This window comes from Chlorogloeopsis sp. ULAP02 (assembly GCF_038404745.2).
GTDB lineage: Bacteria > Cyanobacteriota > Cyanobacteriia > Cyanobacteriales > Nostocaceae > Chlorogloeopsis.
Genome location: NZ_JAYKTT020000066.1, coordinates 34136 through 58044 on the forward strand (window position 1 = coordinate 34136; position 23909 = coordinate 58044).

Consider the following 23909-nt stretch of genomic DNA (forward strand, 5'->3'; position numbering starts at 1 on the left):
CTTGGCACATCTAAAGTTAGAAAATAGGACTTAATTTTTCTTTTAGCAGAGTGATGGAAGCTGTCCAGGAGCGCTAATTTGCTTGTGATGGTAGAGCGTCAAAAAACTTCTTCCTTTACTTCCTTCAGCATAGCAGCCGTCTGCCTTCTGTGTTATCAAGCGTGACATTTGCCTGTAATCTCTATGAACCTTGATTGTCTCTTTGAGATTGTTGACCGCCTGCTAATTGAGACCCACAATCGTCCTCTTAATTCCACAGAAAACCTGATTTTGCGTGGTATTTGGGAGTATAGAACTTATAATCAAATGGCGATAGAGGCAGGTTATAGTCCCGGCTACTTTACTAATGTCGTTGCCCCAGAGTTGTTTGGGCGACTCTCCGAGGTCATTGGTCAGCGCGTGACTAAAAAAAACTGTCGAGTGCTGCTGGAGTCTTATGCCATCACCAAAGCAGCCCCAAAGACAAAACCTTTGAGACAAGACCTGACACGATTTCCCCCCACCGTTAACCAGGATACGTCACCCTGCTACCCTAGTGGCTCAGTTCCTCTCGATTCTCCCTTTTACCTCGAACGTTCTTTCCTTGAGGAGCAAGTTTATCAAGAAATTGAGAAACCAGGAGCGCTAATCAGGATTAAAGCTCCCAGAGAAATGGGCAAAACTTCACTGCTGCTGAGGATTCTTGACTATGCGAACCGCCAAGGCTACTGCACTATCAGCTTGAATCTAGAACAAGTTGAGCGGGCAATTCTGAGCGACTTGAATCAACTTTTGCGCTGGTTATGTGCCAATATCGCTCGCCATCTTCAGCGTCAACCGATGTTAGATGAGTATTGGGATGAAGATCTGGGAAGTAAAATTAGCTGCACCCTCTACTTTCAAGAATATCTACTAGAGTCAATTAATACTCCCCTGATCTTGGCGTTGGATGAGGTGAACCAAATTTTCGAGCATCCCCAAGTAGCGAAGGATTTTCTACCTCTGTTGCGTTCTTGGCATGAAGAAGCGAAAAGACTGCCCATCTGGCAAAAGCTTCGTCTACTCGTGGTTCACTCAACAGATATTTATGTTCCTCTCGAACTTAATCAGTCTCCTTTCAATGTAGGGTTACCGATTCAGTTAGACAGCTTCAGCCAACAAGAAGTACAGCAGTTAGCTCAACGCTATGGACTCAATTGGACAGATGGGGAAGGAGCCAGACAATTAATGGCAATGGTCGGGGGACATCCGGCACTAGTACACTTGGCACTCTATCATCTTAGTCGGAGGGAGATAACTCTGTTGCAACTGCTAGAAACTGCTCCTACTGCTACCGGAATTTATCATAATCACTTGCAGCGTCATTGGGCAACATTAGCAAAACAGCCTGAATTAGCACGAGCTTTTGATACCGTTCTCAATGCCACTGAACCTGTTATCTTAGATCCGCTCCTAAGTTACAAGTTAAGCAGTATGGGGCTGATTAAACTTTCAGGTGTTCAAGCGATCGCGGGTTGCGAATTGTATCGGCGATATTTTAGGAAACTTCAATTGCTGTCTAAGTTTGATATTAGTTTGACTAAATGACTATAAATCTCATAAAACTTATCCCAAAACTCATAGAAAAACTAATGAAAAAGTGAATAAATATGTATGTACTTATGCGCTTGCCGTAATGTAAAGATGCTGGAAGCAGTATTTTTATCTTTTGCAGTGCTATTAGGTATTAGTTTTTAGATGATTTTTTTATTAGTTTTTAGATGAGTTTTATGAGAGGAAGAGGATCAGAGCAAAACTAATATAAATATTGCTCATTCAGATTATATTTACTTTTCAACTTTTCAGCAAAGAACTAAAATTATGCTCGATCAACCGCAGTTCAATCCTTGTTATTCTGTTGAAACTATAGAAACAGACAATGTATTTTTGTTGTCTGAGAGAGAAAAAGTCTGGTTAAGCGATCGCCTGTCTTGTAGTTTAGCTGCTTTAATCAATGGCGATCGTAATATTGATGAAATTATTGATACCATTCAACAGTCGCTACTGCAAGACCCAAAATCTTTACAGTCAGCTACCACCTTCTTCCAAGAAGCTCTCAATGTGAGTATTAAAGCTCAATATGCTTTATTACAAATGCAACAAAAGGGCTATCTTGTTCAAGAAGATAACTCTCTTCCATCGCACTTAGACATTTTCTGCCATCATCTCAATATTGCTCCCACAGTAGCCCATCAAAGATTGCGATCGACTAAAGTAGCAGTCAAAATATTAGGTTCGGTTGCTGCTGAAGACTTGATTTCTGTGCTTGAGTCTCTCCAAATTCAAGTAGCAGACGAAGGTGATTTGACAGTAGTTTTAACCGATGATTATCTCAATCCTGAACTAGATCAGTTCAATCAACAAGCCTTAAAATCCCAATCTCCCTGGATGCTGGTTAAGCCATTAGGGACAATAGTCTGGATTGGCCCTTTATTTAATCCTCAGAAAACAGGTTGTTGGAACTGTTTAGCCCAGCGTTTGCGAGATAATAGACCGATTGAAGGGTTTATTCACAGACACAAGCAAATTTCTTCCTCTATAACTCCTCCTTTAGGATTTTTGCCATCGACGGTACAGACTGCATTAGGAATGGCAGCCACAGAGGTGTTTAAGTGGATTGTCCAAGGAGAAAATCAACAATTAGAAAGCAATTTGATTGCTTACGATGCGATCGCACTGCAAACTCAAAATCATAGCTTGGTTAAGCGTCCTCAATGTTCTAGCTGTGGAGAGATGGTAAATGGGTTAACTAAAAACCCCTTACCTGTTGTTTTAGGACACCGCCAGAAAACTTTTACCACCGATGGAGGACACCGTATTTGTTCGCCACAAGAAACTCTCAGGAAATATCAACATCATATTAGTCCTATTACTGGCGTTGTGCGAGAACTAAATAAAATTCCTGGGAATGGATTAACTCATAATTACATTGTCAAACATCATTTTCTCAGTATTTTCGACGATTCAGCTAGTTTGCGCCAAAATTTGGGGGGTAGAAGTGCAGGGAAAGGTAGGACTGAGTCTCAAGCTATGGTTAGCGGTTTTTGCGAAGCGATCGAGCGATATTCTGGGGTGTTTCAAGGGGATGAAATTAGAGAAAAGGGTAGTTACCAAAAAATTGGGGACAAGGCGATCCATCCCAATGTTTGCATGAACTTCAGCCAACAGCAATATCAGAATAGAGAGCAATGGAATATTCAGTGTCAAGGCTGGTTTCAAAAAGTCCCCGAACCTTTTGATGAAGAAAGAGAAATTGACTGGACTCCTGTTTGGTCTTTAACCCATCAGGAATTTAAGTATCTGCCAACGGCTTATTGTTATTATGGCTATCAACCTGACTATAAACCCGACTGTTGGGCTGATTCTAATGGATGTGCAGCGGGTAATACTATTGAAGAAGCGATTCTGCAAGGGTTTATGGAGTTAGTAGAGCGGGATGCTGTGGCGTTATGGTGGTATAATTCCCTGCAAAAGCCTCAAGTGGATTTAGATAGTTTCAACGAGCCTTATTTTCAAAGCCTGAAGCAATATTATCAAACTATTAATCGGGAACTTTGGGTTTTAGATATTACCAACGATCTAAATATTCCTGTCTTTGCTGCTGTTAGTCGAAGAAGCGATCGCTCTGTAGAAGATATTATTTTGGGTTATGGCGCTCATTTCGATGCCAAGATTGCTATGAGTCGAGCCTTGACTGAAGTTAACCAAATTTTACCCAATGTTTTATTTGCCAAAGCTGATGGAAGTACGAACTATCCACCATCATGCGATCGCTTGGCAGTAGATTGGTGGAAAACCGCAACTTTAAGCGATCAACCTTATTTAGTTCCAGACGAGAGAATTGCTACTAAAGTCAGTAGCGATTATCACGATATGGCAAGTGACGATTTACTCGCAGATGTCAAGCTTTGTCAACAAATCGTTGAAAACAATGGTTTAGAAATGCTCGTTTTAGATCAAACTCGTGCCGATATTGGACTGAGAGTTGCCAAGGTAATCATTCCTGGAATACGCCATATGTGGAAAAGATTGGGTTCGGGAAGGCTTTATGAGGTTCCAGTGAAAATGGGTTGGTTGCCAGAGCCATTGGCAGAAGAGCGACTCAATCCTTTTCCGATGTGGATGTGACCTCCTCGCTACTTAGTGATGTTATTTTTCATGAGTTTTTCTATAAGTTTTGGGATGAAGTTTTATGAGATCCATAGACCAAGAGCAAAATTAATATCGAAGGTAATTCACTGCATTTGTCAGCATATAGTGAAATGCCTGAACGCATCGGATATATCGGTTACAAACTCTACAGAGCAGGTTGGAGAAATGGATTATATCGTAATTTGCCTCCAGTTCAGCACTGGTTACTCAGTATTTTTCTGCTCTACCGTCGAGGTTATGCAGAGGGCTTGAAATGGGTCAAAGAATATCACACCCAGAAGAGCAACAAATAGAGATTTTAGTGAATGACATACCTTATGGCTTACAATACATGAGTTTCACTATTGCGGAGGTTTTCTATGAGTTTTTATATGAGTTTTATGAGGTTAATACATCTCTAATTAACTAATATCAATAATACAGGCTGACTATGGTGACTAGATGAAGAGTATGAAAATTTATCTTGGGAGGTAAAAGATAATGTCAGAATAAAACCCTCAAAATATTTCCATCGCCAGCTTTGTTGCCATAGAGCCTTCAGAACCCGATCAGACTCAAGTAAAGTAATTGAATATATCGGCGCGGACAACTTAATTTTTGGTTTGAACTATCCCCACATTGATCATCAGCCTGAAATTGTCAAGAAACTGGTAGGGCTTGAGCAACAGCTACCTAGAGAAACATTACAAAAATTTTTATTTTTGGGATAATCTCGCTAATTACTTCATTTTAGGTTGAAAATATCATCACTAACAATTTTTTTGTTAAAGGAAAAAGGAAAAAGCTATGTCAATATCACACGAACAATTCTCTAAAATATATACGGTCTCATATAATCAAGAACGCTCTACATGTTCCGAGAAGAATTTACTGCTATTCAGTAAAAAAATATCCCAGCTTATTGCACGATCGTGGCTTCCAGGAGGAGAAGAAATTAGGTCAGTATTACTATCTCATGATTCAGAAAAAATACGGAAAATGTTTCAAGAAAATGATATTGAGATAGACATTCTGCCAGACAAAACAAAGTTTTTGGTTGATTGGACTACCTTTATAGGAAGTCTTGAAGACACAATCGATCCTGAGTATTCCTTTCAAATGGTAATAGCATATCCTCCAAAACCCTCCGAGTTTAACCTCTCAGATTCTGATCTAAAAGAATGGGTTGAAGATAACAATGACGACAACACGAAACCTACTCATCCTTATATCCCCGTTACTTGGTGATAATAGACCTAAGTTACATAACTAAATCAATAGACATCTTCAGAAACTAGAAATTTAATCTTGAGCAACGAGTGATAAAAATTTGATAACCTTTTTCTGAGGTGTCTATTCTTAGAAATGACCAAAGACAACTCCGTCTTTCTCAATCTAGCATTTCCAAATAATTCATAAAATTTCCTGCTCCCTTCAAGCAAACTGTTCAAAACTTAAATAAAAACATTATATAGGCTTTTTATATGTTTAATAGATATCAAATTCTTGATGCAGATGCCCATACTATCGAGCCAATTGAGATCTGGAAACAGTACCTCAACCCTCGATTTAAAAGCTTTGCTCCTTTGCCAAATCTGACAATTAAAGGTGCGAAAATTTATCACAAGATTTCTAATCAAGTTAAAAGCAAAATATCCTTAGTCAATAACTTTGATGCAGAGTCTCAAGTCAAAGCCATGAAGCAAATGGGAATTGATATATCATTCATTTATCCAAGTTATGCGTTATGGCTTTTGGCAATTGATACAATGCCCCCCGAACTGGCTCAGGAATTTGTCCTAGCGTACAATAATTGGTTGCGAGACTTTTGTAGCTATGATCCGCAAATCCTCAGAGGAGCAGGAACAGTAAATCTTCATAATCCTGAAGATATGGTGCCAGAATTAAATCGGATAGTAAAGTTTGGCTGGACAGCTGTTTGTATGTTCCCAAACCCAGTTAAAGGGCGACTGCTGAACAACCCTGCTTATGAGCCATTTTGGGCGGAGTGCGAGAAATTAGGAATAGCGGTTGGGATTCATACTGTTGCCCATTGCCGTCTACCAACTACTGGAGCAGATCGGTTTGAGACACATTTTTCGATGCATGCTTGCGCTCATCCGATGGAGCAAATGATGGCATTATTAGCATTGATTGAGGGGGGGGTGTTAGAACGCTATCCTAAACTTAAGGTGGGTTTTCTAGAGTCAGGTTGTGGCTGGCTACCCTACTGGCTATGGCGACTAGATAAAGAGTACGAAGAACTCTACTGGGAGGTTAAAGACAACGTAAAGATGAAACCTTCAGAATATTTCCGTCGCCAGTGCTTTATTGAGATAGAGCCTACTGAACCCTATATTTCCGAGATTATCTCCTACATCGGTGAAAATAACTTAATTTTTGGTTCTGATTATCCTCATCTCGATCACGATCCCAATGTTGTTAAGAAAGCGGTGGCACTCGAAGAACACCTTTCTCCAGAAATTGTGAAAAAGATCCTTTGGGATAATCCCGCTCGTTTCTACGGTATAGAGGAATGATCAATTTCAATACTAACTATCAAGTTATCGCTAAAATTTACGAAAGTGCTAACTCCTTAGTTTATCGAGCCATCCTTAAGTTAAATAGTCAACCTATTATTCTCAAAATCCTTAAAGAAAACTATCCTACCCCTTCAGAGATCACCCGCTATAAACAGGAATATGAAATTACTCGTTCTTTGAATATAGATAGTGTTATTAAAGCTTATGACTTACAGCGATATGAGAATAGTTTAGTAATGCTTTTAGAAGACTTTGGGGGTCAATCTTTAAGTTTATTACTATCTCAGATGCAATTAAGCTTAGAAGACTTTCTTACTATTGCGATTAAGATAACTGAGAGTTTAGCTGCGATTCATAATACTAACATCATCCACAAAGACATTAACCCTTCCAATATTGTCTATAACCCCCAAAATGAACAACTCAAAATCATTGACTTTGGCATTTCTACCCGTTTATCTCAAGAATTTCTAACGGTTCGTCCTCCTAATCAACTAGAAGGAACATTAGCTTATATTGCTCCAGAACAAACAGGTAGAATGAACCGAGGGATAGATTATCGCAGTGATTTTTATTCCCTTGGCGTGACTTTCTACGAACTTCTGACAAATCAACTCCCCTTTAAGACGACTGACCCAATGGAGTTAGTTCATTGTCATATCGCACAACAACCCTTACCACTTCATGAACTAATTCCTGAAATTCCCTTAGGTGTTTGTAATATTATCAGAAAATTGTTAGCTAAAACACCAGAGGAAAGATATCAAAGTGCTTGGGGAATTAAGGCTGATTTAGAAACCTGTCTTAATCAATTAAAGACTCTTGGACAAATTTATCAGTTTCCTCTAGGAAGTCAGGATATTGCCGAGAATTTTCATATTTCTCAAAAACTGTATGGTCGAGAACAAGAATTGAATCAACTTTTAACAGCTTTTGAGAAAGTGAGCCAAGGAGCAACTAGAATGGTCTTGATTTCTGGTTATTCAGGTATTGGCAAATCTGTTTTAGTCAATGAAATTCACAAACACATTACACACCAAAGAGGACAGTTTATTAGTGGTAAATTCGAGCAATTGAAACGAGATATTCCTTACACTGCTATTGCTCAGGCTTTTCAAGACTTAATCCGAAAAGTGTTAAGTGAACCAGAAATAACGCTACAAACTTGGAAAAAGAAAATTTTAGAAGCTTTAGGCAATAATGGTCAAATTATTATTGATGTGATTCCTGAAGTCGAAAAAATTATTGGCCAACAGCCACCAGTTGAACAGCTAGGAGGAATTGAAAATCAAAATCGATTTTATTTATTATTTAAACGATTTCTGGGTGTTTTTTGTCAAAATGAACATCCTTTAGTTATGTTTCTTGATGATTTACAGTGGGTTGATTTACCGTCTCTAAAGTTAATTGAGCAATTAATGTCAAATCCCGACAACCAATATTGTCTCATGATAGGGGCATATCGAGATAATGAAGTTAGTTCTACTCATCCTCTAATGCACACCTTAGAGAAAATTAATCAATCAAAAGTCCCAGTCAATGAGATTACCCTTTACCCCTTAAAAATTAAGCACATTAATCAATTAGTTGCTGATACCCTAAGTTGCTCAACAGAATTTTCAAAACCTTTAGCTGAATTAGTTGCCAAAAAAACTGGAGGCAATCCTTTTTTCCTGACTCAACTTCTTTATTCTTTGCATACAAAAAAATTATTAATATTTTACCCTTCTCAATCTTTTCCTCATGTAGAAGATAATAAACAAGGTTATTGGCAATGGGATATAGAGCAAATTGAAAGCGTGTCCATTACTGATAATGTGGTTGATTTGATGATCGGTAAAATAGAAAAGTTAGATGAAATAACCCAACATGTTCTTAAATTAGCCGCCTGTATTGGCAACCATTTTAATTTAGAAATTCTTTCTAAAGTCAATAATAAATCTCAAATAGTCACGGCTAGAGAAATACAGTTTGCTCTAGATGAAGGATTGGTAATTCCTCTAGACAATAACTATAAAATTCCTCTGCTTTGGAATTCAGAAGATATTTTAAATAAGACTTCAGAAACTTCTTCCGAGTATTCTAAATACATTCTCTACAATTTTTTGCATGACAGAGTACAACAAGCTGCTTATTCGTTAATTCCAGAAACGAAAAAAAAGCAAGCTCACTTACAAATTGGTCGTATACTACTGAAAAATATTAAAGAGGATGAGTTACAGGATAATATTTTTGATGTTGTCAATCAACTTAATGAAGGAGCTGCCTTAATTACTGAGCAATTAGAAAAAGATGAGTTAGCTAAATTAAATCTTCAAGCTGGGAAAAAAGCAAAAGCATCAACGGCTTATGAATCTGCTCTTAAATATTTACAATCAGGGCTAGAACTATTAGCAATGAGTAGCTGGGAAAATCGCTACCAATTAACCCTAGAACTTCATTTAGAAACCTTGGAAATTCTCTACTTGAATGGCAAATTAGATCTAGCTACAGATCTGGCATCTGTTGTCCTAATCAAAGCCAAAAATCTCCTTGATAAAGTTAAAGTATATGAGCTAAGAATCCAATTTTATCGTTCTCAATTTCAACTAGAATTAGCCATAGATAGCGGACTAGAAATTTTAAAACTGCTGGGACTTACTTTGCCCAAAAAACCAAGTATATCGAATATTTTTGATAAACATCTTCAGATAAAATTACTGCTTAAAAAAAAACAGATTGAAGATTTAGCTAATCTACCAACAATAAAAGATTTCAATCAACTTGCAGCTATAAAGATTTTATCGACTCTTATTTCTCCTGCCTATTCAACGGATCGAAACTTATATTATTTGATTATTATTAGCCTACTCTATATCCATATCAAATATGGAAATTCTGATCTGGCTTCTCTCGCATATGTTTTTTATGGCTCTTACTTATGTGAGACAGTTGAGGACATTGACTTGGGCTATCAATTTGGTCAATTGTCCTTAAAAATATTAGATAAATTTAATGCCCATCCGCTAAGAACAATAGTTTTACATATGTTTCATGGTTTTATTAAACACTGGAGGGATGATGCCAATAGAGAACTCAAATCTTTAGTTGAGGCAATTCAAACTGGACTTGAATACGGAGAAATAGTATATAGTAACTATGCTGGTTCAAACTATTGCTATCACTTACTGTTTTTTACTGGAGAAAATTTACAATTTATTAGAAAAGAAGTTAATAAATATATAAATTTATTTTCAAAGTATAATGATAAATACGGATACGATTTTTTTAATTTTTGTGGAAATCTCTGTTCAATTTTAATCAATCTTAATGTTGATAAAACTTTTTTAAATAATTGGAATTGGAATGATAAGGAAATAGATTTTTATATAAACACTGAGTCATATATTTTTGTTTTTTTTGGTGGATTTTTTAAGTACGTACAATTATATTTTTTCAAAAATTATTTGAAAGCTATTAAATATAGTAGCTTATGTGAAAAATATAAAGCTTTTGGGTCTGGTAGTATTTTAATTCCTCAACATAACTTTTATGAATCTCTTATTCTTTTAGCTGTTGCCTCCAAGAATGACAAAAATAAGCAAAAACAATCGCTTCAAAAAGTATCACTAAATCAGAAACAAATGAAAAAATGGGCGTACTATGCCCCAACAAATTATCAAAATAAATACGATTTAGTAGAAGCAGAGAAAGCGCGAGTTTTAGGACAAAATTGGCAAGCTCAAGAACTTTATGAAAAAGCAATTCAAGGTGCTAAAAAATCTGAATTTATCCACGAAGAAGCCATAGCTTACGAACGCGCAGCAGAATTTTATCTCTCTCTGGGTAGAGAAGAAATAGGAAAACTATACCTAAGAAATGCCCGTCATTGTTATTCTCGTTGGGGCGCTTTAGCCAAAGTTAAAGCCCTAGAATCGGAGTACCCACAGTTTCTAATGGATATAAACGACCGAAAAGAAAACCAAAGCTTTAATACAACTGAATTTACTGATGGTACGAATCCCCAAGTACTCGATCTGATGACAGTTACCAAAGCCTCTCAAGTATTAGCTAGCGAAATTAAACTGGATCAATTGCTGGCTAAGTTAATGAAAACTGTAATTGAAAATGGCGGTGCTCAAAAAGGCTTTCTGATACTGGAAAAAGATAGTAGATGGGCGATCGCAGCTGAAAGTACAGTAGATTCTGATGACGTTACTTTAGTGCGATCGCTTCCCATTGACTCTGTAGATGATGATCGCCAGACACCTATCCTACCAGTTGCGATCGTTAACTATGTTGCCCGTACTCAAGAAAATGTAGTTCTTAATAACGCGACTGAAGAAGAACAGTTTATCCGCGATCCCTACATCGTCGCTACTCAACCAAAATCGATTCTCTGTACTCCTTTATTAAATCAAGGCAAACTAAGCGGTATTTTATATTTAGAAAACAATTTAACCACAGGTGCATTTACGAGTGATCGCATTGAAGTTTTAAGAATTCTTTCTGCTCAAGCTGCTATCTCGATTGAAAATGCCCGTCTCTACGGACAGCTAGAAGACTATAACCGAAATCTAGAACTGAGAGTAGAAGAGCGTACTCAAGAACTCTCACAAACCCTAGAAATTCTCAAAGCTACCCAAGCCGAACTGCTCTTTGAAAACGAGTTACTCAAAAGTGCTGAACAACCCTCAACCTTTGATTATCAAGTAGGGGGAAGTTTGCCGATAGATGCTCCCACTTACGTCGTGCGCTCGGCAGACCGTTATCTCTACAAGGCGTTGAAGCGCGGGGAGTTTTGTTATATTCTCAATCCTCGGCAGATGGGCAAGTCAAGCCTGATGGTACGCATGATGCATCACCTCCAGCATGAGGGATTTCGCTGCGGGGCGATCGATCTGACGCGCATTGGCAGCGAAAACGTTACGCCTGACCAATGGTACAAAGGCGTGACAGTAGAGCTATGGCGAAGTTTTGGTTTACTAAGAAAGGTTAATCTAAAAACTTGGTGGCAAGAGCAAGGAGATATTTCTCCGGTTCAGAGGTTGAGTCAATTTATTGAAGAAATTTTGCTAGTTGAAGTTGCTCAAAATGATGATACTATCCCTAGAAACCTGATAATTTTTATCGATGAAATTGATAACCTCTTGGGCTTGAATTTTCCAGTTAATGACTTTTTTGCTCTAATTCGCTCCTGTTATAATCAGCGCAGTATTAATCCAGAGTATCGACGTTTAACCTTCGCTCTTTTTGGAGTTGTCACTCCTGGCGACTTAATTACTGACCACCAAAGAACGCCCTTTAACATTGGTCAGACCATTCAATTAGAAGGCTTTAAAGAGCATGAAGCGCAACCTTTACTTCAGGGATTGACCGAGAAGGTAAGCAATCCTCAAACAGTCTTAAAAGAAGTGTTAGCCTGGACTAGTGGTCAGCCTTTTTTGACCCAAAAGCTATGTAAACTCATCCGCAATTCTTCATCTTTTATCCCTACCAACAAAGAAGCCGAATGGATTGAAAATTTAGTGCGAACAAAATTAATAGAAAATTGGGAATCACAGGATGAACCAGAGCATTTTAGAACCATTCGCGATCGCCTCTTCAAGAGCGAACAATCCGTTCGGTTACTAGAACTCTATCGACAAATTTTGCATCAAGGAGAGATGGTTGCAGTCGATAGTTCACAGGAAAGAGAATTGCTTTTGTCGGGGCTAGTAGTCAAGCAACAGGGAACATTGAGAGTTCAGAACCGTATTTATGAATTGATATTTGTTTGATTTACGAAAAATTCTCATGTATGCTTTAAAAACCACACTTGCGACCGCTTCTGTTGAATTTCCCAGGTGTGTCTTCAATCAGTGATGGGTTCAAGCCCTCACTGATTGCAATTTTGAATTGATTTGACAAATGTGCAATCACTCTACCTCTCACGAGTGAGTTCAAACTGAGTTGGGATGGAATAGTAAAACTATTCGCAAAAAGCAATGTTATTTTTCATGAGTTTTTCTATGAGTTCTGGGATGAGTTTTATGAGTTTCACAGACTAAGAAAAAAACTAATATCAAAGGCAAATAACTGCGATTGAAGCTCACATTCCGCACTCTCAACTGTACATTAATTGAAGGAAAGAATAAAAGTTACGGTTAACTTTACAACTACGTTGAAGGCAAAAATCATGACATTTTTCACACATTTAATAACAATCATTTATTTGAAGTGATATTAAAAGTATCCTTATTAAATTCAATAAAAATTTATCATGATTACAATAGATCATTCTCCGCTATCTAATACATTAGGTGTTCTAGCATTAACTTGCTACATTATTACCTTGCTTCCTACAATTCTCAGAATAGTTTTTCCTCAAATTAAAGAAACTGGTATTCCTAAGTGGCTGCTAAAATACCGTCGAATCATCGGCATTCTCGCATTCTTTTTAGCCTTTTTTCATGGTTTTCTTCTAGTTCAAAAAAGAAACATTGATTTTTTTGATCCAAAGACATTTTGGATTTATTTGCAGGGAATATCTACTTTCATTATCTTTACAATCCTGGCTATAACCTCTAACGATTGGAGTGTAAAGAAGTTTAAGAAGAACTGGAAGCAATTGCACAAACTTACTTACTTAGCCATGTTTCTTTTAACCTGGCATGTGTGGGATAAAATGTCAGGGCATTGGACATATTTAACGCCTATTGCCATCGTATCGATTACCGGAATCACTACGCTATTTCTGATTCGACTTAGTATTGAACGCCAGAATAAGCAACAAAAAAAGATAAATACAGCATAGCAGAGCAAGTTACCAATAAAGACCGCTAAGTAAAGTTGCTAGTTATGATTTGGAGCCTATAGTTAATGTCAAAACTAATCTTCAATAAGGTTTCAGCAGCTTTAGTAATTACCCTAGCAGTCCTGAGCAGCTTTAGTTTTTCTGGTTTGCTTTCACGATTCAAAACTCACCCTTCTACCTTTATATCTTTGCCTAATCTCCAACCTGCTCATATCTTAAAAGGACATTCGATCTGGATTTATGCGATCGCTATTAGTCCGGATGGTAAAACTTTAGCTAGTGGTAGCTATGATGGCACGATTAAGATTTGGAATCTGCATACTGGCAAATTACTCCACACCTTTAAAGGTCATGCTGATGCAGTTAAGTCCCTCGCCATTAGCCGTGACAACGATACTCTGATCAGTGGTAGTTGGGATAACCGGATTAAAGTTTGGAATCTAGAAACTGGGGAATTGCTGCGTACCCTTAATGGTCATGTTGATGATGTGAAGTCTGTTGCGATCGCTTCAAAAGGTTTTCTAGTTGCTAGTGGCAGTGCCGACAAGACGATCAAACTTTGGAATCTCCAAACAGGGAAACAATTACAGTCACTTCAAGATACTGACACTTTAGAGTCTGTTGCCTTTAGTCCCGATGATAGAACCTTAGCCAGTGGTAGTAGTGACGGCACAATTAAAATTTGGCAACTAGACACTCAACAAAGAAAAGAAAGTGCAGTGCTGACACACACTTTAGTCGGGCATTCTCAAGGAGTATTATCTGTTGCCTTTAGTCCAAATGGACAGATCCTAGCCAGTGGCAGTGCAGACAAGACTATCAAGCTTTGGCGGGTTAACGATTGCCGATTGCTGCACACACTGGTGGGACATTCCGCCAAAGTTTTGTCTGTAACTTTTAGCCCTGATGGGCAAATCTTAGCCAGTGGCAGTGCATATAAAACGATTAAGCTCTGGTATCCGCCTACAGGCAAAGCATTAAGCAGCATTGCAGGACACAGCAAACCAGTTTGGTCGGTTGCCTATAGCCCCGATGGAAAAACTTTAGCTAGTGGTAGTAGCGACGAAACCATCAAAATTTGGCCTGTGTCCATCTATAAAACCTTCCCAAGCTAAAACTCAAACACTAGAGAACACGCTTTTAGGGAGACAAAAAGTTAATAGGAGAATGCAAAATGACAAACCACAGTTGAAATCTTTCATCAGTTTTACCAATCCCAAAATCCAAACTAAAAGTCAAACTACAAATTTACTCAAGAGGAAAAATGAAAGATACCGTTGTCATTCCCTGGAACAACATTTACCTGGAAGCTGTACGCAGATTCGGCGGCGCACCCGGCCCCATTGCTCGCATTGGAGCGATGATGCACATTGCAATGTTTGATGCGATTAATGCTCTTTCCGGCAGCCCTTATAAGGCGTATTTGTCTAACCTACCAGATATAGTCGAAGGCGCAGATCCTGCCATGAGTGCAGCCTATGCCGCACGCAAAGTTTTGCTGCAAACGATTAGCACGCTTATCGATCAATCTGTGAGCAGTCCAGGCGGAGTACCCAGTATTTTCGAGCCCTATCAAGTCAATGCAAGCTTTGATCCTGAATCATTTTTACATGATTGCATGAAGACTTTCAAAATGACCTGGAAAGAAGATGCTTCTAATCCCTCGCAACAGTTTGGTGAGGCTGTTGCAGAGGCAATTTTGCAAGAGCGCGAAAATGATGGCTCCCAAAATGCAAATAACCCTCCTGTTATAGAGTTTGGTTTTACTTCAGGTGATTGGCTCCAAACAGGTTCAGGAGGGGCAGTGACACCCCAATGGGGTAAAGTTAGACCATTTGGTGGATGGCAAACTGAACAAGTCAATGATTTTCTACCGAACGCCTTGAACGTCAACAAGTTTAGTAACTACTACGAATTGCTGCAAAGTCGGGATTATGCAGGTCAAGTTAATGAAGTACAACGACTGGGTGAAGCTCATTCCCCAGAACGAACACGAGAGGAAACAGAAATCGCTTTCTTCTGGGCTAACGACCTGAACGGTACTTCTAAACCACCAGGACAGCTCTACGTCATCACTCAAATTGTGGCTAAACAAGAGGGAACCGTACAAAGCCTGCTTGAAGCCGCACGTTTATTTGCACTTGTTGGCATAGCTATGGCTGACGCTGGCATCATTGCTTGGTATGTGAAATATCTGTTTCCTAATGAAATAGACCAGAACAATTTAATTCGTCTGTGGCGTCCAGAAACGGCCATTCGGGAAGCTGGTACTGACAATAACCCCGACACAGTACCAGACCGTAATTGGCAACCTCTCTCAGCGATGGTTGATGGCACGCGTTTCTCACCACCCTTTCCTGCGTATATTTCTGGTCATGCCACCTTTGGTGCAGCACACGCAGCGATGATGCGGCTTTTCTTTGGGCGGGATTCTATCTCCTTCACCGCAACGACCGAAGATCCAAACGCTTTGCGTGATGAGAATGGGATTAAACTCACCCGTACTTTTACAAGCTTTACAGAAGCGGCACGGGAGAACGGTAGAAGTCGGATTTATCTTGGTGTCCACTACCAATTGGATGCCGAGGGCGGCTTTGAGTCGGGGACAAAAGTTGCTGAATTTGCTTTCAATAGAGTTTTGCAATGCGGCTGACCTTAATTAAATAGAAGTAGTTCAATGAGGGTGCGATCGCGCCCTCAAGAATCATTTGTAATAACCTAAGTTGCGCCGCAAAGTCATGCGATCGCCTGCTTGACGAGCATTTCTACTAGTTCTTCCTTCAGCAGATGGTTGAGTCTTTCTCTATCTAGTTTTCTTTGTTCGCGATTGCGATACTCTACCCTTCTTGCCCTTTTTATCAAAAATCTACTACCTGAATTCTTACAAAGAATAAAACTTTATTTTTCAAAAACATTTAACATTTGAAAATGGAAAATAGTTAGATATACTTAAATGTAATCTGATGCTACTTCGACAATTTTAGGCTTTTTATATTTAGTATCCTCGAAATGTAAAATCTTATATTATCGTTCAAGATTTCTGAATTTTCACCTTATTTTTTGAATTTCAATACTTACTAATGGATAATGTTATAGACATATTTAAAAGTATGGAATTAAGAAAATTATTAGATAAAACTATACAAAGAGACTTTAGACGGATAGTGCAGTGACTATGAATGCTTCATCAAGATATTGGAAAATTTGGCTAATTAATCCTGCTGCGGAAAAGTTAGGGTATAAACAAATTCTAGTTCCCATTGCTCAAGAGTTTGCAAATAGTCAAGTCTTTGATTTAGAAGATAATAACGCACAAAATATTTTATTATCGTGTTTTTACATAAAAACATCTCAACAGGATGTAGTTAGCCGCGCTAAAGCAGGTCTTTGCCTCAGATGTTATGTTTCAGAGTCAATACTAAAAGAATGTAAAAAAATAGACTCTTTATTTGGTGGAACCAAGCAATTTACTTATCGGGATTTATTACCGTTTGTTCTCAATGATGATGGACAAAAACTAATTGTTTTAGATCGAGACGGTAGAACTCAACTAATGGTAGATGACAATGGTCAAATTAAAGTATCAAATTATAAGTTATTTTCTGTCACGGTGTTGCAAACATTTAATGCTGATTTACAATCTCGGATGAGCTTGGATAATTGGGCATGTTTACAAACAAAACAAAATTCGGAGTTGAAGAATTTTTTATCTGAGTTTGGTTTTAAGCATCTAAGTGACTGGGCGCTGTTAAATAGAGCTAGAACGAAACAACTTGAAATTTTATTAGCCCAAGAACGCTATGTTGTCGAAGCTTTTCATGCTGTTTATCGTCGAGACAGACAGCAACAACAAAGCAGGGGAGCCAAAAGATGTCCAGATCCAACTAATGCTCAATTGCAGGAAATGTTAATTTATTTGCAGCAGCACCATGTTTCGATTAATACTCCTGCACAGTTGATGAAAGAACTTAAGCAAGTTGCTCTACAGCTAAGAAAATATGATATCTGGAGTTCTAGAGAATCTTTAGATATGTATAATGCTGAAAGCGCTACCTATGTACTAAGACGCGATTTACCTGCTGATTCCCTTAATGAGGTAGATGTAGAACAACAAGAGTTTTTACAGTTTTTACACAAGCATCTTTGTTCAACTTTAGCTGAAACAATTAAGCAAGAAGTAGAAGCTAATATTAAAAAATTACAAACAAGTAATAAGTATGCACCTTTCGTAGACAAATATGTTCAAGGATTGCAAATGTATTACCGTCAGACAATGTCTTTAAAAGAAATTGCTCCCCAGTTGGGGATGACAAGTTGGGATCAAGCAAGAAGAATTTTGAATCCAGGAGAACTTTTATCAAAAGTACGTGCTAAAACGATAGAGCAAATGTTAGAAAGTATTTTAAAAAAAGCCGCAGAAAAAGGTTTTACTAAAATTCCACCATCAGCAAATTATCTCAAAACTCTAACAGAACAAATTGAATCCTATGTTGATGGAGAAATTTTTCAAGAAGCTGCGGAAGAAATCAGAGCGGGAAAAAATCGGACTATGAATAGTGCATATGCCGAGCAACTTCGTTCTTATCTTCTATTTTCAAGACAGAATGAATAAAGCAGTTCTGATCAATATTGGGAGTGGTGATTTAAACAGTGGCTTTCCTAGAGTTACGGTTCAATTATGGGTGAGTGGGTATTCACGACCTCAGCAATTTGTTGGTAGCTTACCTGCTGCTCCAGTTTTGGTGGAACTGTACAGACATTGGCAATCAATATATAAATATCTTTGCAGTCGGTTAGTGGATGCGAAAGAATTCCGCAAGCAACCGATCGCTAAATATATAGATGACGATGAAGATGACGAATTAGAAATAGCAACCGAAGGGATTACTAATATTTCACAAGTTAGTTTTAATGAAGTTTGTCAGCTTTTAGAAAAAAATCTCAATACATGGCTAAATACGCCGACCTTTTTCTGTATCGATCGCCAAGTGCGATCGCAACTCGATCCAGAATCAGAAATTCAGGTGACGCTTGAAACCAATGATGATTTACTGCGTCGCTTACCTTGGCATTGTTGGCAGTTTCTGAAAGATTATCCGAAAGCTGAATTGGCGCTTTCTCAACCTGAATATATCCGTCAGGTACAGAAACAACGATCAACTCAAAAGGTAAGAATATTAGCAGTTTTAGGTGATACAAATGGAATTGATTTAGCAGCAGAACAAAGATTTCTGGAAAATTTGCATGATGCACAAATAAAGTTTTTAGTTAATCCTTCGCAACAAGAATTAAATAAGCAATTGCTTCACCCTCAAGGTTGGGAAATCCTATTTTTTGCCGGTCACAGTCAAACTGAAGGCCAAACAGGAAGAATTTATCTTAATGAAAATGATACGAAAAATAGTTTGACCATCGAAGAATTGCAAGCAGACTTGAAAATTGCGATCGCCAATGGTTTAAAGTTAGCAATTTTTAATTCCTGCGATGGGTTGGGATTGGCAAATAGCTTGGAAAAGTTATATATTCCGACGATAATTGTCATGCGCGAACAGATACCCAATCGAGTCGCGCAAGAATTTTTTAAGCATTTTTTGAGTGCTTTTGCTCTTTCTCATTTATCGTTATATGTATCTGTACGACAAGCACGGGAACAATTAAAAACACTAGAAACTGAATTTCCTGGTGCTTCTTGGTTGCCTGTAATTTGTCAAAATCCTGCTGTCGAACCACCAACTTGGTTAAACATTGGTGAATCGGTTCGTTTAATTCTTTCCTCCGAACAGATATACGCTCTACAAAAGATTTTACTGAATTTGATTGGGCCAATTGCCTCAATTTTATTGCAACAAAAGTTAACACAGGTAGGAAACTCTGAGGATTTGGTGGAGCGATTATTGCCCCATTTATCTTTTAGTCAACAAGTTGAATTCCAACAACAGGTTAAGTTACTTTTAGAACAATCAGAATTTACCTTAGAAGACTCTGAAGATTTGGTTGATGAGCAAGATAAGATAGTTGATGAAGAATTTATTTGCGTAATCGAACAAATTTTAGCTGAGGTAATCGGGCCGATTGCTCCGATTTTGATTCAACAAGCCTTAAGTTTGGGCAATCAAAATCCTACAACATTTGTTGAAACTTTAGCTGCAAAAATTTCCGATCCTCAACTACGCTTGAAATTTCAACAGTGTGTCAAAATAATTCTTAAAGAAGGCAGAAGGTAATTAGATGTAGATACCTGTGGAAGCCGTACCAACGGATACGCCGCTACCGATGGAAGCCCTCCACGTCTACGCGTCTTGTGACTCCATCTAATTTAAAGACCGCTAAATCTGCATATTTAGTGGGATCTTAAACCCAGTTAGGACAAGGCTAATTATGCTTTTCTAAAAACATTATCCTTTCCCTTCTGCCCTCTGCCTTGTCCGGAGGACTGATAAAATTAACGTTGCGCCTGATTAAGTAAATCCATCGCAATCAACAAACTCGATCTCATCCGTTCAAAGGCGATCGCTAATAAACCGATTTCATCTTTAGAGTCTTCTTGAAAGTTGCTACTCATATCACCCGTACTGATAGCATTGGCGGTGTTGGCAATTTTTTTAATTCGCACAATCACAACTTTTTTCAACAAGAAATTAATCAGTAATGCCACTGCAATAAAGATACCAATTACTACGCCCATAACCTTGAAAAAAGCGCTTCTGGCGTTGTCAAACACTTCCTCAGAAGGTACATAGACAATTTGAGTCGCCACAATATCGTTCAACTTCCAGCCAAAACCCCGTTCACCGTAAGTAGCTAACAAACTTTTTGGTGCAATCTCTGGGCTGGAATGACACTCAAGACATTGCTTTTCTTGAATAACAAACGGACGAGCAGTGTAAAACTTTGTCCCATTTGGAGTTGAACGAAAACCAGTGATTTCCTGGCGTTGAGGTTGTGATTTAAACTCCTCAACTAATCTGGTTTCAAAATCGTCTGCTTGATCTATTGGATTGGTTGGATTCAGAGTCGCATCCTTGTAATGAAAGTCTTTATATACAGCGTTTTTACTGAGATAGCGGGAAACTTCTCTTACCGAATAAGTCGGAATTGCTTCGGGAATAAATTCTAAAGCAGTTTCAAGCTTGGGTCTTAACAATGGATTCACGTGGTCTTGAGTATAAAATCTTAATGAATTCATCGTGTACATGAGTAGTTCTGCCTGAATTGAAATCTCATGCTGCGCTCTTTGATAAAGTACATTAGAGAGCGTTACACCGCTCAAGATGATACCGACTAGAAAAGCAAGAATTAAAAGAGTATTAAATTTGGTATTAATATTGATATTTTGAAAGCGAGTATTTAATTTAACCATGTTAATGTTTAAAACTCCCGCTCATGATTCATATTTGGCTAGGTAAAAATATCAGCCTCAATTATTTTAACGATTTCGATGACATCCTACTGAATTAAGGCTAACGCACTCATTACGTATTTATAAGGGCTTGAGATTGTGTATCGTGAGAGTGCATATGCCGAATCACTCCACATCTATATTAAAAAGTGGAGACTTTCTGTTAGGATAGCCGCTATGCGTCTATAAACCTCATTTAAGCACGCTTGGTGCTTACTACGAACTCCTAATAGCCTGTCAAAATCTTTGTTGCAGACTACTAGTAATTTCTTACATTTATTTACCTCCATACAAAAGGTAGGTATGGCGAATTCAACTTCTTCTCAGGATTTAAGACTTTTGCTACCAGAAACTGTTTGGTTAGAACCCGAACATTTTTTATTAGCAAACCAAACCAGTTCTCAACAGACGACTAATGCCAGTAATTCTTGGCAAGTCTATCTTAATACGTTAGCACTACTTGCTTTTGAGGTATGGTTACGCGATCGCTTACCGGAGCAAGTCGTTTCTGTTGATATCAGTGCGATTGCAACTGCTGGTAATCTTAAAGTTGGCGAGTACAAGTTTTGCGCGTTCGCCACCGAAAATTTACTCGATGAGATTGTCAATATACCGCAAGAGTTAATTGAGCAACCACAATTAGCAGCCCATTTTTATGTACTACTTGAGGTATTAGAAGAAGAAGAAGAAGTTGTAATTAGAGGCTTTTTACCTTACAAGAAATTAGTCGAGATGAAAAGTAATTTAGAATTGCCCGTAAGTGACGGTTATTATCAACTGCCACTGTCTTTTTTTGATATTGAACCGAACCATCTATTACTCTACCACCGTTATGTACAAGCATCCGAATTTTCTGTACCTGTTGCGGATACTCAAGTTACTCAAGTCAGCGAAAATTTATCGAAAAGTTTACACTTAACTACCATTAAATTAAGTCAATGGTTACAAGGGGTAATTGATGAAGGTTGGCAAATAATAGATTCTCTTTCCAACCCAGAATTAAGTTTAGCTTTTAGTACCAGAAATATTGAGCAAGGTGCTCAAAGAGCAAAGATTATTGATTTCGGGATAGATTTGGGTAGTAAAAAGGTCGTACTGCTAGTCAATATATCTCCTGACATATCTGCTAGTACTCAAGATAAAATTAGTGTTTTAGCCCAGCTATATCCAATAAATGGAGAAAGATTTTTACCGCAAAATATCAAATTATTTCTGCTATCTAAAGCTGGAAAAAACCTCCAAGAAGTTACTGCTAGAGTTCAAGATAATTACATTCAACTGAAACCTTTTAAGGGCGAATATGGGAAAAGATTTAGTATCCAAGTAAGTTTGGGAGATATAAGTGTTAAAGAAAATTTTGAATTGTAAAATTTGTAGTAAGCACTCTTTGTGCTTACTACAAACTATATGTGTAGCTCCAATTTTAAGAATTGGTATAATTACAGTTATCCCATATAAATTTAGTATAAATTTAGAGATGTAAGTTAACTACATCTCTATCAAGAGATTATATAAAGTATTTCAATGTTTATTTGCCAAAGATATCCCACTCAAAATAGCGTAATTTTACTAAACAATCGTAATAATTCGAGCAATGATACTAGAAATCATCTGAATATTACTAATAATATTCACTGTATTATTCACTCTTTTGAGCGCATTGTCTAAAGATGTAATAGCCCGACTAAGTTCTATCTCTAAAGGCTTCATTCTCGCCAATAGACTTTCTAAATTATGCTTTTCTAATTCGTGAAGATAATTATCATAATATTGTCGCTGGTTAAGAAAAGCTTTTTTCTTTGATTCATCTTGTTCTTTCTCAAATGCAAGTTGAACTTCTGCTGAATAAAGTTTTAATACCTGTTCTCTCATTTTACGTAATAAGTTCTTATCAGTTAACATTGTTCTGATTCTCCTTTTATTTTGATTATTGGTTATTTTCTAATAATGCTAAAAACGAATCAATGTCTCTTAAGGAATTATTGAGACGTTCTGAGTTAATTTTCCCTTCTACAGAAGCTTTATAAATATCTTTAAAATCCTCTAAAGCATAGCTAGCTTGTTCTATTTCTCTAACGTGTTTGTCTATTAAAAATATTTGTTTTCGTTCTTGAATCCATTGTGGTACTAATTCATCTGCAATTGGTTGTTCTTCTATCAGTGGACGAATAACAAGGCGTTGCTCTCGCGCTTGTTGAATTAATTCAATTCTGTATTTCATTGATTCACCAAGCGATTTAAGTATTTCTTGTTGAATTGTTAGTTCTTTAAGAATTGTTGGATTGCGTTTTTCAAGTTCTTCTTTCAATACGCCATCAATTTTAGAGTGAACAATAAGTTTACCTATATTTCCAAATAAAGATAGACGCGGCGATGAACTATTAGCCTGAAGCTTAGAGCCAATCTTTTGAAGATTACTTGTAATACCATCTATTTCTATTTTTGTTTGTTCAGGTGCATCGGAATGAGCAAGTTCTTTTAATTTAGTAAAATAGTCTTGTAAAAGTTGATTATGCTCGCGGATATCAGAAATAGTTGCTAGCATTTCCCGATCCATTCTGTTAGAATCTTGATAATTTTTCAAGGTTTGATTTGATGATCTGTCATTTAGCAATAATTTCTCGGAACTTGCATCGATTTGTAGTTCGCTAGCCTTAATTAATAATTTGTCAACAGCACTTGTATATTTATTACCTGCTTCTGTAAGTTTCTGGTATTCTTTGCTATAACGACAACCCGTTGATAAAGTTGCAACCACAGTAGCTAAGATAAACGTTTTGCTAAATTTATTGAGCATAATTTCTAATCCTTTATTTGATTGTTTGTATTTCTACTGCATATTTGCTGTACTAGGATATAGGAGTGATTAGATTTAACTTATGCAGTAATAATGGCTACTATGACGTGATAGTTGCAATTTAAATTAACTTATGCAGATAAAAGTGGCATTGCTGATTTCATCTATGAAAATAATTTTGCGTAATGCCAAAACCCTTGTAGAGAGACGATATATCGCCTCTCTACATCCTGATTCATATTGCGA

16 protein-coding genes are annotated in these 23909 nt (G+C 37.5%); 12 read left to right on the forward strand and 4 right to left on the reverse strand.

What is annotated here, in order from left to right:
- Positions 1 to 183 precede the first annotated feature (183 nt).
- From U2718_RS22265 to U2718_RS22305, 9 genes are all read left to right on the forward strand, one after another.
- Positions 184 to 1566, forward strand: a complete 1383-nt coding sequence (locus U2718_RS22265) for an AAA-like domain-containing protein (protein WP_342002360.1) — start codon at positions 184 to 186, stop codon at positions 1564 to 1566.
- 273 nt (positions 1567 to 1839) lie between these two features.
- Positions 1840 to 4146 (forward strand): TOMM precursor leader peptide-binding protein, encoded by a 2307-nt coding sequence (locus tag U2718_RS22270; protein ID WP_342002361.1) that lies wholly within the window; start codon positions 1840 to 1842, stop codon positions 4144 to 4146.
- Positions 4147 to 4280: 134 nt separating this feature from the next.
- Positions 4281 to 4463: a hypothetical protein gene (locus U2718_RS22275; RefSeq protein ID WP_342002362.1), complete on the forward strand. Its 183-nt coding sequence runs from the start codon at positions 4281 to 4283 to the stop codon at positions 4461 to 4463.
- 493 nt (positions 4464 to 4956) lie between these two features.
- A complete protein-coding gene (locus U2718_RS22280; protein ID WP_342002363.1) occupies positions 4957 to 5397 on the forward strand; it encodes a hypothetical protein in 441 nt (146 codons plus the stop codon).
- 236 nt (positions 5398 to 5633) lie between these two features.
- A complete protein-coding gene (locus U2718_RS22285) occupies positions 5634 to 6689 on the forward strand; it encodes an amidohydrolase family protein (protein ID WP_342002364.1) in 1056 nt (351 codons plus the stop codon).
- Positions 6686 to 12451: an AAA family ATPase gene (locus U2718_RS22290; RefSeq protein ID WP_342002365.1), complete on the forward strand. Its 5766-nt coding sequence runs from the start codon at positions 6686 to 6688 to the stop codon at positions 12449 to 12451. Before U2718_RS22285 ends, U2718_RS22290 begins: the two co-directional genes overlap by 4 nt.
- A gap of 482 nt (positions 12452 to 12933) precedes the next feature.
- Positions 12934 to 13467 carry a ferric reductase-like transmembrane domain-containing protein gene (locus U2718_RS22295; RefSeq protein WP_342002366.1) on the forward strand — a complete coding sequence of 178 codons (534 nt, stop codon included), beginning with the start codon at positions 12934 to 12936 and terminating at the stop codon, positions 13465 to 13467.
- A gap of 65 nt (positions 13468 to 13532) precedes the next feature.
- Positions 13533 to 14582, forward strand: a complete 1050-nt coding sequence (locus tag U2718_RS22300; RefSeq protein WP_342002367.1) for a WD40 repeat domain-containing protein — start codon at positions 13533 to 13535, stop codon at positions 14580 to 14582.
- A 149-nt stretch (positions 14583 to 14731) separates the two neighbouring features.
- Positions 14732 to 16120 (forward strand): vanadium-dependent haloperoxidase, encoded by a 1389-nt coding sequence (locus U2718_RS22305; protein ID WP_342002368.1) that lies wholly within the window; start codon positions 14732 to 14734, stop codon positions 16118 to 16120.
- An 83-nt stretch (positions 16121 to 16203) separates the two neighbouring features.
- Here the strand turns inward: U2718_RS22305 and U2718_RS22310 are convergent, their stop codons facing one another.
- The gene (locus U2718_RS22310) at positions 16204 to 16329 is read right to left on the reverse strand and encodes a hypothetical protein (protein ID WP_342002369.1); all 126 of its coding nucleotides are present in this window, start codon (positions 16327 to 16329) and stop codon (positions 16204 to 16206) included.
- Positions 16330 to 16642: 313 nt separating this feature from the next.
- Here U2718_RS22310 and U2718_RS22315 point away from each other — a divergent pair, with 313 nt between their 5' ends.
- Complete coding sequence (locus U2718_RS22315) at positions 16643 to 18079, forward strand: hypothetical protein (RefSeq protein ID WP_342002370.1); 1437 nt, start codon at positions 16643 to 16645, stop codon at positions 18077 to 18079.
- On the forward strand, positions 18072 to 19691 hold the full coding sequence (locus U2718_RS22320) for a CHAT domain-containing protein (RefSeq protein ID WP_342002371.1): 1620 nt from the start codon (positions 18072 to 18074) through the stop codon (positions 19689 to 19691). The genes U2718_RS22315 and U2718_RS22320 overlap by 8 nt, the downstream gene beginning before the upstream one ends.
- Positions 19692 to 19909: 218 nt before the next feature.
- Here the strand turns inward: U2718_RS22320 and U2718_RS22325 are convergent, their stop codons facing one another.
- The gene (locus U2718_RS22325; RefSeq protein ID WP_342002372.1) at positions 19910 to 20827 is read right to left on the reverse strand and encodes a DUF3365 domain-containing protein; all 918 of its coding nucleotides are present in this window, start codon (positions 20825 to 20827) and stop codon (positions 19910 to 19912) included.
- Positions 20828 to 21169: 342 nt separating this feature from the next.
- On the opposite strand from U2718_RS22325, the gene U2718_RS22330 reads away from it, so the two are divergent.
- Entirely contained in the window at positions 21170 to 22234 is a 1065-nt protein-coding gene (locus U2718_RS22330; protein ID WP_342002373.1) for a DUF1822 family protein, read from the forward strand.
- A 201-nt stretch (positions 22235 to 22435) separates the two neighbouring features.
- Here the strand turns inward: U2718_RS22330 and U2718_RS22335 are convergent, their stop codons facing one another.
- Together U2718_RS22335 and U2718_RS22340 are read right to left on the reverse strand one after the other, a co-directional pair.
- The gene (locus U2718_RS22335) at positions 22436 to 22768 is read right to left on the reverse strand and encodes a hypothetical protein (RefSeq protein ID WP_342002374.1); all 333 of its coding nucleotides are present in this window, start codon (positions 22766 to 22768) and stop codon (positions 22436 to 22438) included.
- A 25-nt stretch (positions 22769 to 22793) separates the two neighbouring features.
- Positions 22794 to 23663, reverse strand: coding sequence for a hypothetical protein (locus U2718_RS22340; RefSeq protein ID WP_342002375.1), 870 nt, complete (start codon positions 23661 to 23663; stop codon positions 22794 to 22796).
- Between the last annotated feature and the right edge of the window lie 246 nt (positions 23664 to 23909).